The organism is Xanthomonas sp. LMC-A-07 (assembly GCF_030208825.1).
GTDB classification, from domain to species: Bacteria; Pseudomonadota; Gammaproteobacteria; order Xanthomonadales; family Xanthomonadaceae; genus Xanthomonas; species Xanthomonas campestris.
Genome location: NZ_JARVTF010000006.1, coordinates 80,105 through 102,694 on the forward strand (window position 1 = coordinate 80,105; position 22,590 = coordinate 102,694).

The window sequence follows — 22,590 nt, forward strand, 5'->3', positions numbered from 1 at the left end:
TCCTCGCCGGTCAACGCAGGAAAAAGTCGCTATAGCCCTGGCTGCGCAGGCCACGGCGATAGGCGATCGAACTGCGATCGGCGGGGATGTGCACTTCCAGCAGCGGGTCCAGCGGCAGGTATTCCGGGCGCTGCGCTTCCACCATGGCGCGGTCTTCCTCGAATACGCGCAGGTTGAAGGCATGCACGTCCTCTACCGGCAGATGGGTGTCGAAGTTGCGCGCGATCGGCACCAGCAGCCGGGTCTTGTGCTTGGACATCGGGCTAGCCGCGTTCATGATCACCAGCCGCTTGCCCGGCACCGGGAAGTGGATGGTGAGCGTGGCGGTGAATGGCAGGTGCACTTCGAAATGGCGCAGCCACTGGAAGCCGGGGTCCACGTCGGGCAGTGGCATATCCACCGAATAATTGGCCACGCTGCTGAGGTAATCGGCGTTGAAACCGGTCGGCGTTTCGGTGGTGGTGTAGGCCGGCACTTCGCGCTTGTCCGGCTGGGCGAAAGTGGCGGTGTGCACGAAGGCGAAATGCGCCACGTCGATAAAACCTTCCAGCTGCCGCGCGGCACTGCCGGCGATGTCGAAGCCCGGGCACACGATCTGCTGGAAGCCGTCTTCGTCCCAACCCGGCATCGGCGGGATCTGCACCTCGGCCGCGCTCACCCCGGCCGGCTTGGCCAGGCACACCCAGATCAGCCCGTAGCGCTCGGCCACCGCATAGGTATGCAGGCGCATCTTGGCGGGGATGTTCTGGTTGGGGCTGGCCGGGATGTGGTTGCAGCGCCCGCCCGCGCCGAAGCGCAGCCCGTGATAGGCGCACACCACCCCGGCGCCGTCGGCGCTGCCCATGCTCAGCGGCACGCCGCGGTGCGGGCAGACATCGCGCGCGGCCACCAGCTCGGCACCCAGCCGGTACAGCACCAGCGGCTCGTCCAGCAGCATGGCCTTGAACGGCGCCTCGCTCACCTCGCTGCTCAGCGCCACCGCGTGCCAGTGCTGGGCCAGGCGCTGCCAGTCGGCGGCCTCAAAGGTGCAGTGCAGCGGCAGGGCGGGGACGGCGACATCCATGGGGCGGTCTCTGGCGTAAGGCGGGAGCGGTGCCGGATTGACTCTAGGAAGCCGGGGGTGTGTGATCAAACATCGTTTTTCCGTCAAGCCATTGCAAAAAATGCAACGGCCAACCGAGCCCCGCCCCATGCTGACCTTCTCCCGCTTCACCCGCTACTTCATCGAAGTGGCCCGCTGCGGCAGCATCCGCAAGGCATCGGACGTGCTGCACGTGTCCGCCTCGGCGATCGACCGGCAGATCCTCAAGGCCGAGGAAGAGCTGGGCGCGCAGCTGTTCGAACGCCTGCCCGGCCGCCTGCGTCTCACTGCCGCCGGCGAGCTGCTGCTGGTGGATGTGCGCCAATGGGAGAAGGCCTATGCGCGCACCCTGGAGCGCTTCGACGAGCTCAAGGGGCTGCGCCGCGGGCACGTGGAGATCGCCATGATCGACGCACTCAGCGAGGGCGTAGTGCCGGCCGCGGTGGCGGCGCTGGTGCAGGAATACCCCGGCATCACCTTCAACCTGTCCACCGCGCGCAACCAGCGGGTGATGGAGATGGTGACCTCGGCGGATGTGGACATCGGCCTGCTGCTGGACCCGGTGAGCAGCGTGGACCTGGAGGTACGCGCGTTCGCCGACATCCCGCTCGGCATTGCGATGCCGGTGGGTCACCCGTTGAGCAGCCGCAGCGAGCTGCAGCTGAGCGAAACGCTGGAGCACCGCCTGCTGCTGCCGGCCGCGCCGTTGATCGTGGGCGAGCACGCCAAGGTGCTGTACCAGCGCCAGCATATCGACGTGAAGCGGCTCACCCACTGCAACGACGTACGCACGCTGCGTGGGCTGGTGCGGGCTGGCGCCGGCGTGGGCCTGATGTCGTGGCTGGACGCCGCCCCCGATGTGGCCGACGGCCGCCTGGCCTTCGTACCGTTCCGCCAGCACCTGACCAAACCGATGACCCTGGCCCTGTGCGTGGCCCCGCAGCGCCAGCTCTCGCGCTCGGCACAGCTGGCGATCCAGGCGCTGGCGGCGAAGATCGACGCGATGGCGGTACCGGCGGTGGGTTGAACCCCTCTCCCTCTTGGAAGAACGGAGCAAAGCCCCTCTCCCTCGGGGCGAGAGGGCACAGTTTGCGCGCCACTGGCGCGCGTGCCTTGGAGCGCCCGCGTCGCAAACGCGGGCCGGGGCGCGCAGCGGGGGTTGGGGTGAGGGTACGGCGGCGCAGCAGTCGGTGCAGCACTTCTGAAGGCGCGTGGCGACGCGTTTGTCACTGCAGGCACTGACAGATGCAGGAGGCGCCATCCGGCGCTGCGCGCCACCTTCTCCCATGGGAGAAGGGACGCCAAGCGCATACGACTTCCGTTAGTTAAACTTGCCAGGCTTCCCCCACACGACACCCGCACATGCAGTTGATCGATATCGGCGCCAACCTCACCCATGACTCCTTCGATCGCGATCGCGACGCCGTGTTGCAACGTGCGCGCGATGCCGGTGTGGCGCAGCTGGTGATCACTGGTGCCAGCCGCGAGCATTCGCCGCTGGCCCTGCAGCTGGCGCAGCAGCACCCCGGATTTCTCTACGCCACCGCCGGCGTGCATCCGCACCATGCGGTGGAATTCACCGCCGAATGCGAGCGGGAAATGCGCGCGCTGCAGGCGCAGCCGCAGGTGGTGGCGGTGGGCGAATGCGGGCTGGATTACTACCGCGATTTCGCGCCGCGCCCGGCCCAGCACAAGGCCTTCGAACGGCAGCTGCAGCTGGCCGCCGATAACGGCAAGCCGCTGTTCCTGCACCAGCGCGATGCGCATGCCGATTTCCTCTCGATCATGCGCGCGTTCGACGGCCGCCTGGGCGCGGCGGTGGTGCACTGCTTCACCGGCACGCGCGAAGAACTGTTCGATTACCTGGACCGCGATTACTACATCGGCATCACCGGCTGGTTGTGCGACGAGCGCCGCGGCGCGCACCTGCGCGAGTTGGTGCGCAACATCCCGGCCAACCGGCTGATGATCGAAACCGATGCGCCCTACTTGCTGCCACGCACGCTCAAGCCGCTGCCCAAGGACCGCCGCAACGAACCGATGTTTCTCTCGCACATTGTCGAAGAGCTGGCGCGCGACCGCGGCGAAGATGTCGCGGTGACCGCTGCCAACAGCACGGCCGCCGCGCGCGCGTTCTTCCGGCTGCCGGTGCCCGCCACCGCCGAGTGAGTGCGGCAACGGTGTTTACGCCGCCAGCAATTCCCAGCCTTGCGCATCGCGCAATCGCAGGCCTGGCTGCGGCGCGTCCACGCTGACGCGCAGGCCGCTGGCCCACGGAAGTTGGCGTTGTTGCGGAAACCAGCGCCGCGCCTGGTCCACCACGATCAACAGCCCGTGGTCGTCGCCAAGCGCGGCAAACCCTTCCAGCGTCGGTGCAAATGGCTGCACGCCGAAGTGATGGCCCACGCTGCTGGTCACCGCAGCCACATTGTTGCTGGGCAGCCCGATCTCGCTCAGGCACAGCAGTTCGCTACCGTGAAACGCACCCTGGCCGGTGGGTGCGTCCTGCAGCGCGTTGCGGGCGATCAGTTCGAGCACGGCGCCATCGGGGCCGGCGAAATACACCGACTGCGATTGCCACACGCCATCGAGCTGGAAGCGCTCCTGGCCATGTGGATCGGTGAGCAGCGCGGCACGTGCGCCGATCCAGGCAGCTGCCGCGTCGAAGCGCGCAGGCGCCACATTGAAGGCCAGATGCACGCTGCCCACCGGCTGCTGCGCCTGCACGCATTCCAGCGTGCTCCAGCCAATGCGCACGCTGTTGCCGGCGAGCGGCAGCTGCAGCACATCACGATAGAAGCGCAGGGTGAGATCGGGGTCCAGACACGGCAACAGCAGATGACGCAGACGCATGGCAAGCACACCAGTCAGAAGGTGCACCCATTCAACGACCTCAAGCATGGTTGAGGTCAAGCGGTTTGTCTGCAATCTCTCCGCACGCATGGAGTGCACATAGGCACGTGCCCTTGTAGCAGCGCACTCGTGCGCGAACGCATTACCGGTAAAGCCACATCGCGCGCAAGCGCGCTCCTAGCTGGGTGTGCACGGCGCAGCTGCTGCGTGTGCAGCCCGCACGCATGGAGTGCACATAGGCACGTACCCTGGTAGGAGCGCACTCGTGCGCGAACGCGTTACCGGGAATGCCACATCGCGCGCAAGCGCGCTCCTACGTGGCTGTGCACAGCGCAGCTGCTGCGTGTGCAGCGCGCAAGCGTGGAGTGCCCATAGGCACGTGCCCTGGTAGGAGCGCACCCGTGCGCGAACGCGTTACCGGTAAAGCCACCTCGCGCGCAAGCGCGCTCCTACCTGGTCAATGACACTGCAACCGTCTGCAGCCACTCACCTACTCTCAAATCAACTCCGCCAACGTCCACAAATGCCGCACCAGCGGCGCGTTCTCCAGCGCTCCCGGCGAGACCGCCAATGCGAGGCGGGCCAGCGGCATCTGGCCTTCGATGTCCAGATAGCGCACACCTGGCAGCTGCAGCTGCGCCGTGGAGGCGGGCACCACCGACACGCCCAATTCGGCAGCCACCAGGTTGACGATCGAGGACATCTGCGGCGCTTCCTGGGTGATGCGCAAGGTCACGCCGGAGGCGCGGCAGGCGGCCAGGATCTCGTCGTACAGGCTGGAGCCGAAGCTGCGCGGAAACAGGATGAACGGCTCGCCGGCCAGCGCCGCCAACGGTGCACTGTCCAACGCGGCAAGCCGGTGCGCGGCGGGCACGGCAATCTTCATCGGTTCGTCGGCAAAGCGCAGCAGCTGCAGGTCCGGCGGCGTGCTCAGGCCGTAACGCACGAACGCCGCATCCAGCTTTCCTTCGGCCAGGGCCACCAGCAAACCGGCGGTGTTGGTTTCTTCCAGCAGGAGCTCCACCTGTGGCCACTGCCGGCGGAAATCGCGGATCAGTCGTGGCACCACCGGGTTGAACGCGGCCGAGGCGGTGAAGCCCAGCCGCAGCCGGCCGGATTCGCCACGCGCCACGCGGCGTGCGGTCTCGGCAGCCCGTTCCACATCAACCAATACCCGGCGCACCTCGCCCAGGAACGCCTCGCCGGCCGCGGTGAGTTCGGCGCCGGCATGGGTGCGACGGAATAGCGGCGTGCCCAGGTCGCGTTCCAGCGCCTGGATCTGCTGGCTCAGCGGCGGTTGCCCGATGCCCACGCGTGCCGCGGCGCGGGTGAAGTTGCCTTCTTCGGCAACGGCCAGGAAATAGCGCAGGTGGCGAAGTTCCAAGGTATCTGTTTCACATATGGAGGCTGCCACAATCATATATTGGACAGGGGGTAAGCCGGGGCGAATACTCGCCGTCCCACGTCTCGGTTGCGCTCCTGTGTCTTCCTCCGATTGCCGCCCCGGCGCCCTGTCCGCCGCCGCCCTGCCCGCAGACACGCCGGCAACCGGCCGCATCCGCCTGGCATTGTTCCTGGCCGGCTTTGCCACCTTCTCGCTGCTCTACAGCGTGCAGCCGGTGCTGCCGGAATTTGCCCGCACCTTCGGCGTGGATGCGGCCGCGGCCTCGTTGCCGTTGTCGCTGGCCACCGGCGCGCTGGCGATTGCGATCTTCTGTGCCGGTGCGGTGTCGGAGAACCTGGGCCGGCGCGGGTTGATGTTTGTCTCCATCGCGCTGGCCGCGCTGCTCAACCTGATCGCCGCCTTCCTGCCGCACTGGGGCGCGTTGGTGGCGGTGCGCACCTTGTCCGGCATTGCCCTGGGCGGGGTGCCGGCGGTGGCCATGGTCTATCTGGCCGAAGAGCTGCCGGCCAGCAAACTGGGCGCGGCCACCGGGCTGTACGTGGCCGGTAACGCGTTTGGCGGCATGAGCGGGCGCATCGTGATGAGCCTGCTCACCGACCACTACGACTGGCGCACCGCGCTGGCAGTGTTGAGCGTGTTCGACCTGCTGTGCGCCGTGGCGTTCGTGTGGCTGCTACCGCCCTCGCGCCACTTCGTGCGCCGGCACGGCGTCAACCTGCATTACCACCTACGCGCCTGGGGCGGGCATGTGCGCAACCGCCAGTTGTTGTGGCTGTTCTCGATCCCGTTCCTGTTGATGGGCGTGTTCGTCAGCGTCTACAACTACGCCGGGTTCCGCCTGGGCGGCGCGGAATACGGCCTGAGCCAGAGCCAGATCGGCATGATCTTCAGCGCGTACGTGTTCGGCATTGTGTCCTCGTCGGTGGCCGGTGCGGCTTCGGACCGCTACGGCCGTGGCCCGGTGGTGCTGGCCGGCACGCTCACCGCCGCGGCCGGTGTGGCGTTGACGCTGGCGCATGCCTTGCCGGTGGTGATCGCCGGGGTGGTGTTGCTGACGATCGGGTTTTTCATTGCGCACTCGTCGGCCAGCGCCTGGGTGGGCCGGCTGGGCGGTGCGGCGCGTAGCCATGCAGCGTCGTTGTATCTGCTGGCCTACTACAGCGGTGCCAGCCTGGTCGGCGCGGTCAGCGGCTGGTTCTGGCAGCACGGCGGTTGGGGTGCACTGGTGGCGTTCTGCGGCAGCTTGCTCGCCCTGGCCTTGCTGGCCGCGCAGGTGCTACGCCGCGGTGCGGACGACTCGCGCCCGTATGGGCGCTTTGCGCCACATCCACCGCGCGGGGAATAAGCGCAGCGCGGCGCTGTCTGCTCGCTATACAGTTGCTCGGCGTGCTTGCGTGCGCTCCGCCGCAAGGTCGGCACTCACGTGCTTGCGGCCTGTGATTGCGCACGTGCGCGCACCGGTTACGCGCGCCATTGCATCCGCGCGCCGCGCGACGTGCAACAACGGCAACCGTGCGTGCCGCATCACGCGCGCACCGTTAGATCGCGCCTGCATTACTGCGTTTGCGTCGCAGGCAATGCTGGTGAGCGCGGCGCAGGCGCGCTGCCGGTGCTGGGGTCGTACTGCGGATGTGCCGGATCCATGCTGCGCGGCCCGCGCACGGGAACCGGCTGCAGCGCGCTTTCGCGCCACGCGCGCACCACCAGATCGCGCAGCATTGCCGCGCCGTCGCCGGCGGTGAGGTAGACCATCGCGCGGCCGTCGGTGCGGGAGGCATCGTCGAACGCACCGGCTTTTTCCAGGCGATACACCTGCTCGACGCGGCTGGTGCCGATGGCGAGAAAACCCAGCAACTGCTCGAACACATCGCCGCCCTGATGCGCCAACGCCGGCATGCGGGTCAGCAAGTCCTGCGGAGTGAGCGCGATCTTGTCGACGTAGTCGCTCTCGAACTTGCCGTGCACCTTCGGGTCGGTGCTGTAGCCGTGTGGATTGGGCCCCTGCCAGCCATCGTGGTGGATGCTGTCGTGCTGCGGCTGCGCGCCGTCACCGATGTAGTGCGCAAACCAGCTCACCAGGAACGCGCAGGTGCGCTCCAGTTCGCGCGTGTCCTCACCGGCCGCACGCAACGCGCGGATCTGGCGCATGGTGGCAACGATGCGTTCGTAGCCTTCGGTGGCTGCATACGGCAAGGTGCCGGCCCAGCGCACATTCATGCGCTCGGCGGCGGTCGGGTCGCGTTGTGCAAGGCGCCGCTGCTCGTCGTACAAGGCCAGCACGAAGGCATAGCGCGAGCGCGGCGGGTTGGCCATGAATGCGAACTGCTCGCGGAACCAGCCGTGGTTGGGATCTTCTTCGATCTTGAGGAACGGCTCGCTTTCGCTGCGCCAGCCATCGGGCAGCACCGCACCATCGGCAATCACCTGCAGATGGCGCTTGAGAAACACCGGCCCGTCGTCGGGCAGTGCCTGGATTGCGGCGGTATCGATCGCCGCGTGAGCGCGTTTTCCCCAGGCCAGCGCAGCCGTGGGGGCGAAGCAGGCCGTCAGCAGGACGGCCGCAGCAAGCAGGGAAGGCTTCATAAGGATCCTGGTCGGGCGTGCGCCGGGCAGTGCCGCGGCGCACGCGAAAGCGGCGGTGGCCGTGCTGCTCAGAAGTGGTAGGTCACCACCAGCCGGGTGTTGCGCTCGTAGATCGGCCGCCCGTAGATGGGTTCGCGCGTGCCTTGCCCGGAGATGGTGTCGGTGCGCGGGTTGCCTTCTGTCAGCGCAAAGGTGTTGGTGAGGTTGTCTACCGCCAGCTGCACATCCCAGGGCCCGTTGCGCACCAGGATGTTGGCCGCCAGCGTGTGATAGGCGGCCAGTTCGGTGGTGTTTTCCAGGTCGGCGTAGCGCTTGCCCACGTAGGCGTAGCGCAGCGAGGTTTCCCAATCGAACGTGCCGGTGCTGAAGAGCAGCGTGGGCCCGACGTTGCCATAGAGCTTGGGCTGGCGGTTGGGCATGTTGCCGTCCACATCGACCACCGCGACTGCACCATTGGCGACCACTTCGGTCAGGTCGGAGACCTTGGTGTCGTTGTAGGTGACATTGGCATCCAGGCGCAGCCACTGCGCCGGCGTCCACACCGCAGCCACTTCCACGCCCGGGTTGGTGACGCTGCCACGGTAATCCTTGGACTCGGCCGCACCGGTCAACGGATTCACCGCGCTGGTGCCGATGTTGTACGGGTCGTACTTGGTGTAGAAGGCGGTGGCGAACACATCCAGCGTGGCGAAGTTGAGCTTGGTGCCTAGCTCGTACTGTTCGGCGGTGGGAATGTTGACGTTGCCTTCGTTGGCGCCCTCGCTGGGCGCGCGGTGCGCACGCGAGGCGCGGCCGTAAACACCGACAATCGGGGTGACGTCGTAGTTGAAGCCGGCGGTCCAGTTGGTCACGCCCACATCCAGTGCGGTCTGCGTGCGGGCACCGGTGAACAGCCGTGCGGCATCGTCGGCCAGCGTTGCGGGCATGCCCAACGTGCCGGTGGTGCGGGCCATGGCCCAGGCGCGGTAGCGATAGCGCTCGTGGCGCACGCCGCCTTCCAGGCGCAGCTTGTCGGTCACCTGCCAGGTATCGGCGATGTAGGGCGCCAGCATGCTGGTGTAGGCCTTGCCCTGGGTGCGGTCGGCGCCGTAGATCACCACGCCGTCCTGGGTGACGCCGCCGACAATCGCACCATTGGCGTCATAGCCGAGCAGGTCGATGCTGCGCGGGTTCTGGCGCATCTCAAAGAGGTAGCTTTGATAGCGCGAGTTGTAGGAACGCGCGTAATAGGCGCCATACAGGCCCAGCGTGATGTCGTGGGTGTCGCCGCCCCAGTCGAAGCTGCGGTGCAGGCGCAGATCGTCGGCGATTGAATCGGCGCGCACATCCATCGCACGGTACTGGCCCTGGATCACCAGCCCGTCGGTGCTGGCCGGATCGAAGCGGCTGCCATCGTCGGTGTACACGTAGCCCAGCCGCGTCAGGCCCGGAAACGCTGCGCTCGCGGCCGCACGGCGGCTGTTCGCATAGGCGGTGGCATCCTGCGGCGCGTTGCTGGAATACAGCGCGTCGAAGGTCATGTCCAGGCGATTGACCACCGCCTTGTTGGACAGGCTCCAGCCGTTGTCGAACGCCAGGTCCAGGTTCGCGCCCAGATGGTTGAATTTCATGTGGCGGCCGTCGGAGAGATCGCGCGCCTCGCGTTGCGGCTGGCCGTTGGCATCGCTGGAAATAATCGTGGCGCGCTGCAGTTGCGGCGCGCTCAAGGTGCCGGTGAAGCGGTCGATCAACGGGTCCAGCGACCGCGTGGTGTCGCGCGGGTCATACAGCGGGATCGGCATGTAGAACGCGTTCTTGTCGTCCAGATGCTTGGCGGTGAAGGTGATCTTGCCGTGGTCCAGCGTGTGCGTGAGGTTCATGCGGAACTGGCCGCCCTGATCGGCAGGAAAGCCCACATCCCGGTAACCATCGTTGCGGCGCACGAAGCCGCCGGCGGCCAGGTACCAGTCCTGCGCCAGCTTGCCCGACCAGTAGCCATCGAGCCGATACAGGCCGGTATCGCCCACCGTGGTGCGCACTGCGCCTTCGGGCGTGTCGCCGCCCTGGCGGGTGACGAAATTGACGATGGCTGCAGCATTGGAGGCGAAGATTGGCGAGGGCCCGCCGCGCACGGTCTCCACCGATTCGACCATCAAATCCGGGCGCACCAGGCCTTCTGTCTTGTAGAAATAGCCGTTGTTGTCCGGATACGGGCTGATGCCGTCTTCTTGGATCACCGCGAACGAGCCTTCATCGGGGATGCCGCGGATGCGGTACACGTTCTGCACTTCGCCGCCGGTGGATTCGGCGTAGATGCCCGGCATCGAACCGATCAGGCTGGTCAGGTTGAGCGGCGCCAGTTTGTCGATCTGTTCGGCGGTCATCGAGGTGATCGCATAGGACGCTTCGAACTGGCTCTGTGCCTGGCCGGCGCCGGTGACGATCATGCGGTCGAGCGAGAAGATGCCGTCGTCGCTTGTACGTGCCGGCGGTGAAGCGGTGGTCTGCTGCGCCAGCGCCGGGCCGGCAAGCGTGGAGGCAAGTGCAAGGGACAGGCAAAGACACAGCGGGGCGCGACGCAGTCCGGAGGCGATCCGGATGTCGGTGGTTGGCATGGCGGGCATGGGCGAGCGGGGGAGCGCGTCACTTTCGCGATGTCATATTGCAGATGCGTTGCGTGTGCGGCAGATCACGCAAAAAAGCCGGTGCAGTGCCTGGAAATGTGACGTGTGCAGGCTTTACTTCGCTCTGTCATCAGCGCGCCCTGCGCTGGCGCTCGCATCGGTTTTGGCGTTGCACTTTGCATCAGTGATGGTGGCGTTCGCCAAGACGGTTGAGACGCAAGATTCAGCGTGCAGGTGGAGGTGAACGCCGCGCCTCACGCGCGCAGCGTGCAACCAGGAGACGAGCGCAACCGCGATGCACGCAGATGCGCCTGTGCTTGGAATCGCACCGCGCACCCCAATTGAAGGGCCATCTCCCGTGGCGTCTTTGCATCGTGAATCGCTCTGCGTCATCCCCCGCCCCGTGCACCTCGCCACTGCGCGCGTCCGTGGCAACGTGGGGCATGAAGGACAGGCCTGTCAGTGTGTGCAACCAGCACCTGCGCGCAGCGTGCAGGCCACGGCCGCGGCACCGGCCAGCGCTCACCGCAGCGCCTGAACGTGTTGCACCGCTACAGGCACTCGCGCGGGCGTTGTTGCACAGTGACCACACCATGACCGGAGTTGCACGATGACTGTTGCGATCACGCAGACCGGCCCGGCGCTGCAGGAGTTCATCGAGCGCCACCAGCGCCTGTTCGTGCTCAGCGGCGCGGGCTGCAGCACCGATTCGGGCATTCCCGATTACCGCGATCTGCAGGGCGGCTGGAAGCGCCCGCAACCGGTGACCTTCCAGGCGTTCATGGGCGAGCTGTCCACGCGCCAGCGCTATTGGGCGCGCAGCCTGGTGGGCTGGCCGCGCTTCGGCCTGGCGCGGCCCAACGCCACCCATCACGCCCTGGCCGCGTTGGAGGCGCGCGGGCAACTGGAGTTGCTGCTCACCCAGAACGTGGACCGCCTGCATCAGGCCGCCGGCAGCCAGGCGGTGATCGATCTGCACGGCCGGCTCGATGTGGTGCGTTGCATGGGCTGCGAACAACGCATGCCGCGCACCGAGTTCCAGTTGCTGCTGGAGCGCGACAACCCTGGTTGGGCCGACCTGGAGGCCGCCCAGGCGCCCGATGGCGATGCCGATCTGGACAACGTGGCCTTCGACAACTTCGTGGTGCCGGCCTGCCCGGCGTGCGGCGGCGTGCTCAAGCCGGATGTGGTGTTCTTCGGCGAGAACGTGCCGCGCGAGCGCGTGGAGCGCGCCTTTGCGCATCTGCAGGCCGCCGATGCGGTGCTGGTGGTGGGGTCTTCGTTGATGGTGTATTCCGGCTTCCGTTTCGTGCAGGCCGCCGCACGCGCCGGCCTGCCGATTGCCGCGCTCAACTTCGGGCGCACCCGTGCCGACGACCTGCTCAGCCTGAAGGTGGAACAGTCCTGCGCGCAGGCGCTGGCGTTCCTGCAACAGCCGCCAGACCCCCTGCGCACGGCGACCGCCAGGTACCACAGTGCGCGTTCGGCATGACGCAGTGATCCATCGCAGCGGTTGTGCCCACGCGCGTGGCGCAGTGCAATGGGCATCCCTACGTCGCGTGTGGATGTCGCCTTGAGCCAGTTGTTCACCCCCATCAATTTTGGTCCGCTTGCGCTCGCCAACCGCATTGTGATCGCGCCGATGTGCCAGTACTCCGCACAGGACGGCCGCGCCACCGACTGGCATCGCATCCACCTGGGCACGCTGTCGCAATCCGGTGCCGCGCTGTTGATCCTGGAAGCGGCCGCGGTGCAGCCGCAGGGCCGTATCTCCTATGCCGACCTGGGCCTGTACGACGACGCCACCGAGCAGGCGCTGGGCGAAGTGCTGGCATCGGTACGGCGCTGGTCGCCGATGCCGATCGGCATCCAGTTGGCACATGCCGGGCGCAAGGCCTCCACCGATCTGCCGTGGAAGGGCGGTGAGGCGATCGCCCCCGACCATGCCAATGGTTGGCAGACCGTTTCCGCCTCGGCACTGCCGTTCCGCGATGGCCAACCGTTGCCGCAGGCCCTGGACGCCGCCGGCATCGATGCGGTGGTAGAGGCCTTCGTGACCGCGGCCAAACGTGCCGAACGCCTGGGGCTGCAACTGATCGAACTGCATGCTGCGCACGGGTACCTGATGCATCAGTTCCTGTCGCCGCTGAGCAACCAGCGCAGCGATGCGTACGGCGGCTCGCTGGACAACCGCATGCGGCTGACGCTGCGCATCTTCGATGCGGTACGCGCGGCGGTGTCTGACCAGATGGCCATCGGCGTGCGCATCTCGGCCACCGACTGGGTGGATGGCGGCTGGGACCTGCCGCAGAGTATTGCGTTGTCCAAGGCGCTGGATGCGCGCGGCGCGCACTACATCCATGTCTCCAGCGGCGGGCTGGACCCGCGCCAGCAGATTCCGGTGCAGGCCAGCTACCAGATCCCGTTTGCCGAGGCGATCCGCGCGCAGGTGGACACGCCGGTGATCGGCGTGGGCCTGATCACCGAACCGCAACAGGCCGAAGCGATCCTGCGCGATGGCCAGGCCGATGCGATCGCGCTGGCGCGCGGCATCCTCTACGACCCGCGCTGGCCGTGGCATGCCGCCGCCGCGCTGGGCGCATCGGTCACCCCGGCGCCGCAGTACCAGCGCTGCGAACCGCGCGAAGCGCGTGGCGTGTTCGCCAGCTGACACGCGCACAACCGACCATGGACCGATCATCTCGACCAAGCAGAGGGCATGCATGCCAATAGGATTTCTGGGGCTGGGCACGATGGGCCTGCCGATGGCGCACAACCTGCTGCGCGGCGGCTTTGAACTGACGGTATGGAACCGCTCGCCGGCACGTGCGCAGCCGCTGCGCGAAGCCGGTGCACACGTGGTGGAGCAGCCGCAGCACGCCGCGCACGGCCCGCTGCTGTTTTCGATGCTGGCCGATGACGCCGCGGTGCGGCAGACGGTGCTCGACGGCGGCGTGCTGGATGCGCTGCCGGCCGGCAGCGTGCACGTCAACATGGCCACCATCTCGGTGGCGCTGGCGCACGAGTTGACCGCACTGCATGCCGAGCGGGGTGTGGCCTACGTCGCCGCCCCGGTGCTTGGCCGCGTGGAGGTGGCCGAAGCCGGCAAGCTCAACATCCTGGCCGCTGGCGACGACGCCGCACTTGCCCGCGTGCAGCCGATGTTCGATGTGCTGGGCCAGCAGACCTGGCAGATTGGCAGCGCGCCCGAGCAGGCCAACGCAGTAAAGCTGGCCGCCAACTTCTGCCTGGCCAGTGCGATCGGCGCGATGGCCGAAGCTAGCGCGCTGGCGCGCGGGCATGGCGTGGATGCCACGCAGTTTTTGGGCATGCTCACCAGCACCTTGTTCGCTGCGCCCGCGTATCAAGGCTATGGCCGGCTGATCATGCAGCGCCAGTACATGCCTGCCGGCTTCACTGCCACCCTGGGCCGCAAGGATGTGGATCTGGCGATCCAGGCAGGCGCGGCACGGCAGGTGCCGATGCCGCTGGGCGAGCTGCTGCGCAGCGGCCTGGACGAGGCAATTGCGCACGGTGATGGCAACGCCGATTGGGCCGTGCTGGCCGAGGTCTCTGCACGCCGCGCAGGGCAGGCGTAGCACCGCCGGCGCGTGTGACTGCTGCAGTCGCGCGCGCTGTTCGCAGTGGCATCGTGCGAGCGGCGCCGTGCACCACGGTGTGGCGACGACGGCACGCCGCTCAGGCACCGCGCTGTGCCAACCGCCTTCAACGACATGCGCATCAAGCGCCCGCGTTGCGCATCTTGCGGTGTGTCCCGCAGGCATGACGCCTGGTGCGACGTGGCTGGCTTGAGGCCTGGCAGGCAAGCGGCTAAGGTGCCTGCTCGTAACAGCCGCCGCTCCAGGGAGGATGCGATGCGACACCCCAACATCAGGCCCGGTTCGACCGTGCACACCACGCGCACATCGGCCCACGCCGGTGGTGGCGCACGATGACCAGCGCACCGGTCATCCATCAGGGCCCGGTCGGCCCGGACCATCCCGAACATCCGGACCATCACCTGTTCTCACAGATCCAGGAAGCGGTGAGCGTGCTGGACACAGAACTAGGCAAGCCTACCGACGAGGCCAGCATGCGCATGGCCGCGCGGCTGCTGCCGCTGGCCAAGCAGCACGGCTTCGACCAGGTGGATCTGGTGGTGCTCAGCCGCCATCTCGGCGAGGTGGGCGAAAACGTGTTCCTCGTGCGTGGCGCCCTGGACGACCCGGCGCATCTGCGCGCCCACATCACCACCCAGGAAGCGATGGAGACCTCGGTCGATGCCTCGCTTGCGCAGCTGGACGAAATCAACCGGCGGCTGATGCTGCGCCTGCCGCCGCGCTGATCCTCATCGTCAGTGGCATGCGCACCGCGTCCTGCGATGCATGCCACCAGCGCAACACCTGCGATGCGTTGGTCAGCGGATCTGCATGCACGGCGAGCACAGTGCCACGGTGCAGAGCTGCAGTGCGGCTGGCCCAAAGGTTGCACCGCGGCGCAACGTAAAAGTTACCGACGCAAGCACTGCGCCAGCGGTGTCATCCATTGGCTATCATCTCGCCGATGCGCTCTGACTACATCCTCACCCTGTCCTGCCCCGACCGTACCGGCATCGTCTATCGCGTGACCGGGCTGTTGTTCGATCTTGCCTGCAATATCCTCGACGCCCAGCAATTCGGAGACGACGAGAGCGGGCGGTTTTTCCTGCGCGTGCATTTCGACAAGCCGCCGCGAACCGACATCGCGCAGCTGGAGCAACAGTTCTCACAGCTGGCCGCCAGTTTTGAAATGACCTGGCAGCTGCACGATGCGCGCCGCCGCGCGCGGCTGCTGGTGCTGGTGAGCAAGCAGGGCCACTGCCTCAACGATCTGCTGTTCCGCATGCATAGCCGGCAGTTGCCGGTGGATATCGTGGCGGTGGTCTCCAACCACACCGACTTCGCACCACTGGCGGCGTCCTACGGCATCGCCTTCCACCATCTGCCGGTGAGTGCAGATACGCGCGCCGAACAGGAAACGCAGCTGCTCGCGCTGGTCGAGCGCCTGCAGGTGGACCTGGTAGTGCTGGCGCGCTACATGCAGATCCTTTCGCCTGCACTGTGCCGCGCATTGGCCGGGCGTGCGATCAACATCCACCACAGCTTCCTGCCCAGTTTCAAGGGCGCCCAGCCGTATCACCAGGCGCACGCGCGCGGGGTCAAGATCATCGGCGCCACTGCGCACTACGTCACCGAAGACCTGGACGAAGGCCCAATCATCGAACAGGACGTCGCCCGCGTGGACCACGCCATGACCCCGCGCGACCTGGTGCGCCTGGGCAGCGACACCGAATCGCTGGTGCTGGCACGCGCGGTACGCCGCCATGTCGAACACCGCATCGTGCTCAACGGGCACCGCACGGTGGTGTTCCGCTAGCGGAGCGCTGCAAGGGCGTAGCTGCAGCTGTCTCTCACCGCAGCTGCAGGCGCATCACCGCGCGCTCGGGCCTGACGGCATTGGGCGCCGTTACACAGCATCTAACGAGGTTGCAGTGCGCACGCGGGCGTACTGCGATGGTGGGCTGCCAGTGTGGCGAGTGAAGGCAACGCTGAAACTACTGGCCGAGCCATAGCCCACCCGCTGCGCCGCCTGCGCCACGCCATGCCCCTGTTCTGACAGCAGCGTCTTTGCCAGCGCCATGCGCCATGCCAGCAGATACTCCATCGGCGTCACACCCATCGCACGGTTGAAGCGCGCAAAGAACGATGATCTCGACAGCGCCGCTTCCTTGGCCAATGCGTCGATCGTCCAGGCATGCGCCGGTGCGCCGTGCAGGGCGCGCAGCGCCGCCGCCAGGCGCGCATCGGATAACGCCCGCACCAGTCCCGGCGTGGTGTCGCTCGCCGTCAGCGAGCGTAATGCTTCGATCAACAGCACTTCCAACAGTCGTGCAAGCACCACCGCACGGGCGGGCCGGTTTGTGCGCGCCTCCTCACCAACCAGATTCACCAACATGGTGAGCCGCGGCTCACCGCGCACATGCACCAGCCGGGGCAGCAGCGACACCAGCAGCGCCGCATCCGGCGAGCCGAAGCTGCAATGTCCAATCACGATGCGAACATCCGCCGGGCCGTCCTGCGCGCCGATGCGGAAGCTGCCATCGTCCGTCTGGGTCGGCACGGTGTGGGCCTGCCCGGTCGACGCCTGCGCGCTGGAGAGCGTGACAGCAAGCATGGCGGGTGCCAGCACAAAGTCGCCTGCTTCCAGCACATGCGCCTGGCCATCTTCAAGCGCCAGCCGGCACTTTCCCTCGATCACCGCGCAGTAAAACGGGCCGGGCGCATCGGAGCGGTACGCCGACCACACACCAGCGCCAAGGACAAGTTTGGAGAACCCTGGTGCCGGCCTCAGCAGGAGGACGACCTCAGCAAGCGGGTCGAGCATATTGGACTCTCGCTAATGGATTAAGCACTTTGGAATATCGAAAGTGCGACCTGGGCAGCCTAACGTAGATCCCTCACACCGTCACCGAGGGCGCCTCATGCAAACCGTACTCATCACCGGCTGTTCGTCGGGCTTTGGCCTGGCAACCGCACATTACTTTCTCGAACGCGACTGGAACGTGGTTGCCACCATGCGCACTCCACGTGAGGACCTGTTTCCTGCATCGCCAAGATTGAAGGTGCTGCAGCTCGACGTCACTGACCCCGCGAGCATCCAGGCCGCGATTGCTGCGGCCGGCACGGTGGACACGCTCGTCAACAACGCAGGCTTCGGTGCGCCCGCACCGCTGGAACTGGCAAGCCTGCAGGCGGTACGCGACCTGTTCGAAACCAACACCTTTGGCACGCTGGCTGTTACGCAGGCGGTCTTGCCGCAGATGCGCGCGCGCCGCGCCGGGGTCATCGTCAATGTGTCGTCGAGCGCAACGCTCAAGCCACTTCCGCTGATCGGCGCTTACCGTGCAGCGAAGGCGGCGGTGAATGCGCTGAGTGAATCGCTGGCCGCCGAGCTGGAGGCGTTCGGTATCCGCGTGCGGGTCGTCTCGCCGGGCTCGTGCGGGGAGACGGACTTTCGTGCCACCGCCCGCGCGGGTCTACGCGGTGCTGATGACGAGATCTATGGTGCGTTTATGCAACAAACGCTGGCGCGCATGAGCGCATCCGCTGGCCCCGGAACGCAGTCGATCGACGTCGCGCGGGCCATCTGGCGCGCAGCCACCGACCCGGCTGCGCCGATGTTTATTCCGGCAGGCGCAGATGCAGAACTGTGGGCTGCCGAAGCTGCCGAGCGTGGCTAATACATCTCTCGACGGCATGCGGAAATCAGACGCTGAATCGGCCTAGCGCGGTGCCTAGCTGATCGCGCGACACGCCGTGAATCCAGTTATGGAGGGCTCGGTGAAGGTATTCATGCCACCAGACGGTCCCGCAAGAGTGAGGGCACCGCACCAAAAAAGGTGATCCGCAGCGAGGTAACAGCGGGCCATCGCTAATTACATTGGTTTGCCGTATGGGTCACAACTACAAGAGAGCGAATCAGAAGAACGGCGTGCGCTTCTAGCACCATGCGCACCGACACCCGCGACTGGTCCTTGCCCGCTCACCGTCGCGGGACCTTACGCGGCATGGATGCCGCGTAAGAGCTTACAAGGACGTACTTGCAGCGTGTCCCGCGATGGTGAGCGGGCAAGGGCCCTGCAGCAAACCCGCAGATCATTCGCTCTAAAAAAACCAACCAATCCACACCGTTCAATCACCTCTCAAGGCAACCAAGAGTGGTGAACGCAGGCGTTGTGTGGGCCCCGCCTAAGCAAGAGAAAACTGACTGCACGCAACACGCTACGTGGTCCCACACATGTTGCGATGGCCGACGCAAACGCCGGCCATCGCGGTGCACACCGCTAAACCCGCATCACTTCGCCGCGTTGGCGTTCATCACCGCGTTGCGGCTGGCGTCCAGGTATTGCGCCGGGTCGCGCATGCCGGTGGTGTGGCATTGCCCGGTGGTGTGCCCCCTGTTTACGCCGCCCGGCAGCTGCGCGTTGGCCTGCTCCACGGTGCCGTCTTCGGGGTCGTTCAAGACCAGGTCCGAGGCGGCGTTGCAGTAGTCGTTGGTGTACCAGTTGGTTTTGGCGAACGAGGTTGTGTAGTAGTTGACCTTGGCGCGCGCATCGGCGGGAATGCCGGCCAGCCAGGCCTTGGCGCCGTCGTAGGTGAGGTCGGTGTTGCTGCCGCACCCGACGCCGAACCACGAACCCACCGCAGCCAGAATGCCGGAGAGGTTGGTGCCCTGGTACGGCGTGCCTACCGACTGCATCACGCGCCCACCGGCAGCGTTATCCAGCCCGCTCCAGTAGTAGGTGTATAGATGCAATGCCGCCATGCCGCCCTGGCTGTGCGCCACCGTGGCGAACGAGGACCATTGGCTGGCGAACTGCGCCAAGCGTTGCGCGAACTGATCGTTGCTGCGGTTCTGCTTGGCATCGATAAACGACGAGGCGTTGCTGAACTGCGCTTCCGGCCACACGCCGTTGGAGCAGTACCCATGCACCAGCACCAGCCGCGATCCGGCCGCCTGCGGTTGCGCCAGTGCACTGGCAGTGGCCAGCGTGCGCGGGCGTGGCCCCATGCGCATGCTTTCATCGATGCCGGCCGTGGTGCGCGCAATACTCGCCCGGCGCAGTGCAGGCAGTTGCAACGGCAGCGTGTCGGCCTGTGCCAGCGGGATGTAATGGTCCGGGTCCTCGATGCGCAGGCCGCGCAGCGTGAAAGGCGCACGCGCACCGGCACGCGCCACCCAGCGCTCGTCCAGGCTCAACGGCAGCTGGCCTTGCTGCGGTGTGAGCATGCCGCCGATCCAGGCCACCGGAATCAGCTTGCCCTTGGCATCGGTACCCCACACCTGACCGAACACGCGGTAATGCGTGGGCGCCTGCCCGCGCGCGGCGATCGGCAGCCCGATACTCAGGCGCGTGCCGTCCGCCGCGCGCGCGCTGAGCGCGGTGCCGAGCAGGCGCACAGAGGTGTCCAGCACGGGTAACACGTGCTCGCTGGTGCGCACGAACGGCTGCCCGGCCTGGTCGCGGCCATGCACGATCACCTGTGCGATCCAGGTGCCGGCACTGGTCGGCTGAAAGCTGCCGCCATACACGCCATCGCCGGCAGCGCCGTCGTCGTGCTTGCCGTCATCGGCCATCGCAAACGTGCGTGCCGTGCCCTGTGGATCGAGCACGCGCAGGCTGGCCTGATCGATCTGCCCGGCCTGGCCGGCCAGCAAGCTCGCGCCTTGTGCATCGCTGCCGCTGAGCAGCGCGTTGAGTGTCAGCGACTGACCCACCTGCTGGTGACGATGCCGTGGATAGGAGGCCAGCTGCGTGCGCGGGTCGCCTTCCATCAACACATAGCCACGTTGCGCCGTGGGCGAGGCCGATTGCAGCGTCAGCGACCACGCGCCGTTCTGCGCAGCGTCCACTGCATAGCGCATGCCGCTGGTGCCGCTGTCGGCACTGCCGAGCTGTGTGCGTTGTGCTTGCAGCTGCGGCGCTGCTGCGGCGCGCGCGCCGGCAACGCGCGGTGCGGCCACGGCCGCGTCCCACTGCTGGTCACCGGCCAGCACCATGAAACGCAGGTGGCCGTTTTCCACCGGCAGGTTGCCCTGCCAGCGTGCACTGGCACCGGCCGGTGCAAGCTCCACCGGCAGTAATGCGCTTTTCGAAAGGATGGCCGATTCCGCCGGATCGGGCGCGCGCATCTGCGCGAACTCTTCTGGCGGGCCGGCCAATTGTTTGGGCTGTAGCTCGGCCGCGCCCAGGGGCGCGGCGATGAGCGAGAGGGCGCACGACAACGACAACAGCGACGGCGTATGCATGGCAACAGCGCTCCTTGGAGTTGCAAAGTGATGCGCTGCGATCGAACACAGCGGCATCGGATGCAGCGCCCCCCCGCTGCGACTCGGAGTCGGTTATACCCCGCACGCATGACAGCTCTGCTGTGCGCTGCAACACCTCACGCGCAACAAACAACCCTGCCGAAATAAATAGTACAGAGTGTGATCCAGGTCGTGGACGTGCCGATTCTTCGCACCGGCAGACCGCAGAAAACCAGAGGTCTGCGGTTGATGGCGAACCCCGAAACTTGGCGGGTGTCAGTCCGCCAAGGGACGCGCGCTGCGGGAGCGGTACTGCTCAACCCACGCGACAGACTGTGCGATGCCGCCAAATGGATAGAAGTGCAGGCTGACATCTCCATGCGCTTTGCTGAGTCCGGCGGTGAGGCGATCCACAAAGCGATCCGGCCCCGCAGTCCCGAACAGCTTGCCGAGCGAGATGCCGTACTTGGAGAGCATCGATGCACACGCGCCAACACCGCACCGTGCGGCATAGCGTGCGAGCACTGCGACGCCCGCAGGACCTGGCACGCCCACACGCACGGGATGGGCAATGCCACGCGCGCGCAGCGCGTCCAACCACGTCAGCACAGTGTCGGCATCGAACGCGAATTGGGTGACGATCAGTGGCGCCATGCCGCGCTCGGCGATGCTGCGGCACTTGCGTTCAAGCACGTCCCACTGCGCGCTTGCAGGCATGCTTGGGTGCCCTTCCGGGTGTCCGGCCACGCCGATGGTCTTGATGCCGGAGCGCTCAAACACGCCTGTCTCGATCAGCGACACGCTATCGGAAAACGGCCCAACCGCAGACGGCACGTCACCGGCGATCACCAGGCAGCGTTCAACGCCGGCGTCCTCGACGGCGCGCTTGACGAACGCCTGTAGCGCGTCCAGCGAGGCGATGCGCCGCGCGGACAGGTGCGGCATGGGCGCGAAGCCGAGCGCGCGCACCCTCTGTGCGGCGGCCAGTCGCGCCTCGTCATTCTGGCTGGGCAGGTAGGGAATGAACATGCTTGAGCCACGCATGATCTGCGGCGCTGCTGCAGTCAGTGCCGCCATGTCGTGTGCGCCGACCTCCAACGAATAGGCATCGGCGATGGTGGCGGCGCGGCTAGGTGGATCCCGGGACATCAACGGCGGCACCGTCCTGCGGTGGTGAGTGATTGGCTCGCGCACATCAGCGTTGATCGTGCGGGAAGGCGGCCATGCAATACGCGCGCCTGTGCGGTGGTGTCCGTCGGTGGAGTCACGGCGCAGTGGCGCTGCCATTGCCAGGCTGGCGTGCCAGTTCGATAAAGGCGCGCAGATAGTCGATGGCGATATCGGCCTCGCGCGCCCCCAGAAAAATTTGCTTGGCGATGCCGCGTGCACCCAGCCGAACCGGTACCACGTCCATCCTGGCGGCATATTCCTCCACCAGCCAGCGCGGCATGGCGGCCACGCCGCGGCCACTGGCCACCATCTGCATCATGATGTCGGTGGTTTCGATGGCTTTGTGGCGCCTGGGCGTGACACCGGCCGGCAGCAGGAACTGGCTATAGATATCCAACCGCTCCAGATCCACCGGATAGCTGATGAGCACCTCGCGTGTCAGCTGCGGCGGCGTGACGTAGGCCGCCGACGCCAGCGCATGACCGCTGGCCACCACAAGCACCTGCTCGTAGTCGAACACCGGCTCGAACGTCAGCCCTGGCTTGTACAGCGGGTCGGGTGTGACCAACAGATCGATCTCGTAGCCGAACAGGGCGCCAATGCCGCCGAACTGGAACTTTTGTTTGACGTCCACATCCACATCCGGCCACGTGGCCAGATAGGGCGCCACCAGTTTGAGCAGCCACTGGTAGCAGGGATGGCATTCCATGCCGATGCGCAGCGCACCGCGTTCGCCCTGCGCAAACTGCCCGAGGCGTTCTTCGGCCAGGTCCAGTTGCGGCAGCACCCGGTTGGCCACCGCCAACAAATATTGGCCAGCCTGGGTCAGCCGCAAGCTGCGCCCCTCGCGCAGCCAGACATCGGTGCCCAGCTGCTGCTCCAGCTTTTTCATGCTGTGGCTCAGCGCCGACTGGGTCAGGTTCAACACGCCTGCGGCGGCCGTCAGCGAGCCCTGCTGCTCGACCTGCTGGACGATGGAGAGATGGATGCGCTCAAGCATTCAGATGATCCGAATTCATGGATTGTTGAAATAACACCATTTTACT

General features: G+C 66.5%; 18 protein-coding genes. 9 read left to right on the forward strand and 9 right to left on the reverse strand.

Annotated elements, in window-relative coordinates; translation table 11 throughout:
* Nucleotides 1-10: 10 nt before the first annotated feature.
* A complete protein-coding gene (locus QRM89_RS06805) occupies nt 11-1,063 on the reverse strand; it encodes an aromatic ring-hydroxylating dioxygenase subunit alpha (RefSeq protein ID WP_285447611.1) in 1,053 nt (350 codons plus the stop codon).
* Nucleotides 1,064-1,190: 127 nt separating this feature from the next.
* On the opposite strand from QRM89_RS06805, the gene QRM89_RS06810 reads away from it, so the two are divergent.
* Both QRM89_RS06810 and QRM89_RS06815 read left to right on the forward strand, forming a co-directional pair.
* Entirely contained in the window at nt 1,191-2,108 is a 918-nt protein-coding gene (locus QRM89_RS06810; RefSeq protein ID WP_011035553.1) for a LysR family transcriptional regulator, read from the forward strand.
* Between the two features lie 335 nt (nt 2,109-2,443).
* On the forward strand, nt 2,444-3,250 hold the full coding sequence (locus QRM89_RS06815) for a TatD family hydrolase (protein WP_076053267.1): 807 nt from the start codon (nt 2,444-2,446) through the stop codon (nt 3,248-3,250).
* A 15-nt stretch (nt 3,251-3,265) separates the two neighbouring features.
* Here QRM89_RS06815 and QRM89_RS06820 read toward each other — a convergent pair whose 3' ends face one another.
* Both QRM89_RS06820 and QRM89_RS06825 read right to left on the reverse strand, forming a co-directional pair.
* Complete coding sequence (locus tag QRM89_RS06820) at nt 3,266-3,934, reverse strand: hypothetical protein (RefSeq protein WP_285447612.1); 669 nt, start codon at nt 3,932-3,934, stop codon at nt 3,266-3,268.
* A 496-nt stretch (nt 3,935-4,430) separates the two neighbouring features.
* A complete protein-coding gene (locus QRM89_RS06825; protein WP_100101131.1) occupies nt 4,431-5,318 on the reverse strand; it encodes a LysR family transcriptional regulator in 888 nt (295 codons plus the stop codon).
* A 97-nt stretch (nt 5,319-5,415) separates the two neighbouring features.
* On the opposite strand from QRM89_RS06825, the gene QRM89_RS06830 reads away from it, so the two are divergent.
* Entirely contained in the window at nt 5,416-6,684 is a 1,269-nt protein-coding gene (locus QRM89_RS06830; RefSeq protein WP_285447613.1) for an MFS transporter, read from the forward strand.
* A 209-nt stretch (nt 6,685-6,893) separates the two neighbouring features.
* Here QRM89_RS06830 and QRM89_RS06835 read toward each other — a convergent pair whose 3' ends face one another.
* Both QRM89_RS06835 and QRM89_RS06840 read right to left on the reverse strand, forming a co-directional pair.
* Complete coding sequence (locus tag QRM89_RS06835; protein ID WP_285447614.1) at nt 6,894-7,922, reverse strand: nuclease; 1,029 nt, start codon at nt 7,920-7,922, stop codon at nt 6,894-6,896.
* A gap of 68 nt (nt 7,923-7,990) precedes the next feature.
* Nucleotides 7,991-10,516 (reverse strand): TonB-dependent receptor, encoded by a 2,526-nt coding sequence (locus QRM89_RS06840; RefSeq protein WP_285447615.1) that lies wholly within the window; start codon nt 10,514-10,516, stop codon nt 7,991-7,993.
* 619 nt (nt 10,517-11,135) lie between these two features.
* Here QRM89_RS06840 and QRM89_RS06845 point away from each other — a divergent pair.
* The 5 genes from QRM89_RS06845 to purU all read left to right on the forward strand — a co-directional run bounded on the left by QRM89_RS06845 (nt 11,136) and on the right by purU (nt 15,940).
* Complete coding sequence (locus tag QRM89_RS06845) at nt 11,136-12,017, forward strand: NAD-dependent protein deacetylase (RefSeq protein WP_285447616.1); 882 nt, start codon at nt 11,136-11,138, stop codon at nt 12,015-12,017.
* A gap of 48 nt (nt 12,018-12,065) precedes the next feature.
* Nucleotides 12,066-13,196 (forward strand): NADH:flavin oxidoreductase/NADH oxidase, encoded by a 1,131-nt coding sequence (locus tag QRM89_RS06850; RefSeq protein ID WP_012437089.1) that lies wholly within the window; start codon nt 12,066-12,068, stop codon nt 13,194-13,196.
* Nucleotides 13,197-13,248: 52 nt separating this feature from the next.
* Nucleotides 13,249-14,124 carry an NAD(P)-dependent oxidoreductase gene (locus tag QRM89_RS06855; protein WP_285447617.1) on the forward strand — a complete coding sequence of 292 codons (876 nt, stop codon included), beginning with the start codon at nt 13,249-13,251 and terminating at the stop codon, nt 14,122-14,124.
* Between the two features lie 353 nt (nt 14,125-14,477).
* Complete coding sequence (locus QRM89_RS06860; RefSeq protein ID WP_011035564.1) at nt 14,478-14,870, forward strand: XVIPCD domain-containing protein; 393 nt, start codon at nt 14,478-14,480, stop codon at nt 14,868-14,870.
* Between the two features lie 218 nt (nt 14,871-15,088).
* The gene (gene purU / locus QRM89_RS06865; protein ID WP_161962224.1) at nt 15,089-15,940 is read left to right on the forward strand and encodes a formyltetrahydrofolate deformylase; all 852 of its coding nucleotides are present in this window, start codon (nt 15,089-15,091) and stop codon (nt 15,938-15,940) included.
* A 90-nt stretch (nt 15,941-16,030) separates the two neighbouring features.
* On the opposite strand, the gene QRM89_RS06870 is transcribed toward purU, so the two are convergent.
* A complete protein-coding gene (locus tag QRM89_RS06870; protein ID WP_285447618.1) occupies nt 16,031-16,948 on the reverse strand; it encodes an AraC family transcriptional regulator in 918 nt (305 codons plus the stop codon).
* A gap of 97 nt (nt 16,949-17,045) precedes the next feature.
* Here QRM89_RS06870 and QRM89_RS06875 point away from each other — a divergent pair, with 97 nt between their 5' ends.
* Nucleotides 17,046-17,804 (forward strand): SDR family oxidoreductase, encoded by a 759-nt coding sequence (locus QRM89_RS06875; RefSeq protein WP_285447638.1) that lies wholly within the window; start codon nt 17,046-17,048, stop codon nt 17,802-17,804.
* Between the two features lie 614 nt (nt 17,805-18,418).
* Here QRM89_RS06875 and QRM89_RS06880 read toward each other — a convergent pair.
* The 3 genes from QRM89_RS06880 to QRM89_RS06890 form a co-directional block, all read right to left on the reverse strand.
* Nucleotides 18,419-20,374 (reverse strand): choice-of-anchor X domain-containing protein, encoded by a 1,956-nt coding sequence (locus QRM89_RS06880; protein WP_285447619.1) that lies wholly within the window; start codon nt 20,372-20,374, stop codon nt 18,419-18,421.
* A gap of 276 nt (nt 20,375-20,650) precedes the next feature.
* Complete coding sequence (locus QRM89_RS06885) at nt 20,651-21,526, reverse strand: methylenetetrahydrofolate reductase (protein ID WP_285447639.1); 876 nt, start codon at nt 21,524-21,526, stop codon at nt 20,651-20,653.
* A gap of 112 nt (nt 21,527-21,638) precedes the next feature.
* Nucleotides 21,639-22,544, reverse strand: coding sequence for a LysR family transcriptional regulator (locus QRM89_RS06890; RefSeq protein ID WP_115556980.1), 906 nt, complete (start codon nt 22,542-22,544; stop codon nt 21,639-21,641).
* Nucleotides 22,545-22,590: the final 46 nt, after the last annotated feature.

What these genes read in the sequence shown, in the direction of transcription:
- QRM89_RS06805 (WP_285447611.1), bottom strand. Translation starts at nt 1,063, where the DNA reads ATGGATGTCGCCGTCCCCGCCCTGCCGCTGCACTGCACCTTTGAGGCC.
- QRM89_RS06810 (WP_011035553.1), top strand. Translation starts at nt 1,191, where the DNA reads ATGCTGACCTTCTCCCGCTTCACCCGCTACTTCATCGAAGTGGCCCGC.
- QRM89_RS06815 (WP_076053267.1), top strand. Translation starts at nt 2,444, where the DNA reads ATGCAGTTGATCGATATCGGCGCCAACCTCACCCATGACTCCTTCGAT.
- QRM89_RS06820 (WP_285447612.1), bottom strand. Translation starts at nt 3,934, where the DNA reads ATGCGTCTGCGTCATCTGCTGTTGCCGTGTCTGGACCCCGATCTCACC.
- QRM89_RS06835 (WP_285447614.1), bottom strand. Translation starts at nt 7,922, where the DNA reads ATGAAGCCTTCCCTGCTTGCTGCGGCCGTCCTGCTGACGGCCTGCTTC.
- QRM89_RS06840 (WP_285447615.1), bottom strand. Translation starts at nt 10,516, where the DNA reads ATGCCAACCACCGACATCCGGATCGCCTCCGGACTGCGTCGCGCCCCG.
- QRM89_RS06845 (WP_285447616.1), top strand. Translation starts at nt 11,136, where the DNA reads ATGACTGTTGCGATCACGCAGACCGGCCCGGCGCTGCAGGAGTTCATC.
- QRM89_RS06850 (WP_012437089.1), top strand. Translation starts at nt 12,066, where the DNA reads ATGGGCATCCCTACGTCGCGTGTGGATGTCGCCTTGAGCCAGTTGTTC.
- QRM89_RS06855 (WP_285447617.1), top strand. Translation starts at nt 13,249, where the DNA reads ATGCCAATAGGATTTCTGGGGCTGGGCACGATGGGCCTGCCGATGGCG.
- QRM89_RS06860 (WP_011035564.1), top strand. Translation starts at nt 14,478, where the DNA reads ATGACCAGCGCACCGGTCATCCATCAGGGCCCGGTCGGCCCGGACCAT.
- purU (WP_161962224.1), top strand. Translation starts at nt 15,089, where the DNA reads ATGCGCTCTGACTACATCCTCACCCTGTCCTGCCCCGACCGTACCGGC.
- QRM89_RS06870 (WP_285447618.1), bottom strand. Translation starts at nt 16,948, where the DNA reads ATGCTCGACCCGCTTGCTGAGGTCGTCCTCCTGCTGAGGCCGGCACCA.
- QRM89_RS06875 (WP_285447638.1), top strand. Translation starts at nt 17,046, where the DNA reads ATGCAAACCGTACTCATCACCGGCTGTTCGTCGGGCTTTGGCCTGGCA.
- QRM89_RS06880 (WP_285447619.1), bottom strand. Translation starts at nt 20,374, where the DNA reads ATGCATACGCCGTCGCTGTTGTCGTTGTCGTGCGCCCTCTCGCTCATC.
- QRM89_RS06890 (WP_115556980.1), bottom strand. Translation starts at nt 22,544, where the DNA reads ATGCTTGAGCGCATCCATCTCTCCATCGTCCAGCAGGTCGAGCAGCAG.